Origin of the sequence: Mesonia sp. K4-1 (assembly GCF_008017825.1) — a bacterium.
GTDB lineage: Bacteria > Bacteroidota > Bacteroidia > Flavobacteriales > Flavobacteriaceae > Mesonia.
In genome coordinates, this window is sequence record NZ_VRLS01000024.1 from 1 (window position 1) to 1,370 (window position 1,370).

The 1,370-nt window shown below is 27.7% G+C and carries 1 protein-coding gene; it reads right to left on the minus strand.

The annotated features are described in order from the left end of the window. Window positions 1–117: 117 nt before the first annotated feature. The gene (locus tag FT986_RS04230; protein WP_147864003.1) at window positions 118–1,101 is read right to left on the minus strand and encodes a hypothetical protein; all 984 of its coding nucleotides are present in this window, start codon (window positions 1,099–1,101) and stop codon (window positions 118–120) included. Between the last annotated feature and the right edge of the window lie 269 nt (window positions 1,102–1,370).

Below are 1,370 nucleotides of genomic sequence, written 5' to 3' on the forward strand. Positions count from 1 at the left end.
ATTTATCAAGTTTATCAACGGTCTAAAACTAAAAAAACCGCTTAAAAGCGGCTTAAAAAAATAGTTTTATTAGAAATTATAGACTTGTGCAACGGTTACCGTTGTTGTGTGCAGTTATTATTTGAATTTTATTGTTCCAATTTTTCCTGTATATGGATTCAAATTTGGTGATGTTGAAAAATTATCAATTATTGTACTGTTCGGTGCTGTTCTCATATGTGATTCTATATAAGTTCCATCTGATTTGTAATATCCATCTACTTCTACGTGGTTTGGATTTGTATTGGTAGAATAATAATGAGAAGGTAAGCTCGGTAAATCATTAGTCGAATAGCTTGGTAAGCTAGGAACAGAAATACTTGAATAGTCACTATATGAATTATTCCAATTACTAGAGTTTATATAACTACTCGATGGATAATTCGAATAATTGTTATATTCCCTCTCTTTTTTCAATCTTTTTAATTCCCTTTTCAGTTCAATTTGAGCAATTAATTCCTGTCTTTTTCTTTCATTTTCTGCCTCAATTTGTTTTGCTAATTTTAATCCTCTAGAAGCCGAAGCTAATTCCAAAAGTTTTAATGAATTTTTGTATCTAGTTGCGGTTGAATCTATAGAATTTATTACCGAAGAAACGTAAAAAATGTCAGCTTCATAAAGCTTTATTGAATACAAGTCTTGTTCTATTTTATCTATATATCTGTTTAGTTCAGTTAAATCATTTTTCTGCCATTCATAATATTTCTGGTTATCCTCAATTTCTATATTTAATTTTTTTAAGGTTTCAATGTAATTTTCATAATCAGAAAGAGAGTTATCGGGTTTGTAGATTAAATTATATAAAGAATTAAGCTCAATTCTAAATTCTTCAAGTTTATCTATTTCGTTTTTTGCTTTGTCTTTTAACTTTTCTAAATTATAATCATCATTTTCATAAGCCAAAGGCGCGAAATCAACGCTCTTTTCTTTAGCCTTATATTTTTCAAAAGCTGTGTAATATCTATATTCTCCAGCTATATATTCAGATTGTTTATGTAGGAAAATTGAATATAAAATTCCCAAAACAACAATTATTGTTAATATTATAATCGGTTTTTTCATTTTTTTGGTCTAATTGCACACAACGGTTTTGTATATGGCTCGTAGCGTGCAAATTAGAAAATAATTTTCAGTTGGGCACAAGCCAGATTTTTAAATTTTACTATTTATCTTTTTACTCAATAAGCCAAATTAAAAAATTTGGCGGACTAGCAAATATACCTTAACTTTGATTAAGTAACTAACTAGCTATGAGTTATATACGTCTTAAGTTAGCATTTCAATAAAAACATTAAATTAAGATCTATAAAAAAGAAAGAACAAAGAGAGGA